This is a genomic window from Paraburkholderia sp. SIMBA_030, assembly GCF_046535245.1.
In the GTDB taxonomy this organism is placed as follows: Bacteria; Pseudomonadota; Gammaproteobacteria; order Burkholderiales; family Burkholderiaceae; genus Paraburkholderia.
The window spans coordinates 1-242 of the sequence record NZ_JAWRXB010001458.1; the positions used below are offsets into that span (position 1 = coordinate 1).

The following is a 242-nucleotide window of genomic DNA, read 5'->3' on the forward strand; positions in this document are numbered from 1 at the left end:
TGAAGGGCTCAAGCTCGCGCGCAACGACGCGATGCGCGGCGTGTTGATGCCCGACCAGTTGGCGAGCGTCAACGAAGCGCTGGTCGACATCGTCGAAAACCTCGAGATCGCGGACGGTTTGCCGGACCGCCTCGCGCGTCCCGAACCGGGCGATGCGGCCGCGCTGCACGCGGCGTCATCGGCGGATCTGTCGGAGCGGCACGATCATCAGGCCCGCGAGCATTCGTCCGAACATCACGATG

General features: G+C 66.9%; 1 pseudogene. It reads left to right on the forward strand.

The features are described from left to right. Nucleotides 1-242 (forward strand): annotated as a pseudogene (locus tag SB772_RS44865) (AI-2E family transporter); the annotation flags it as partial.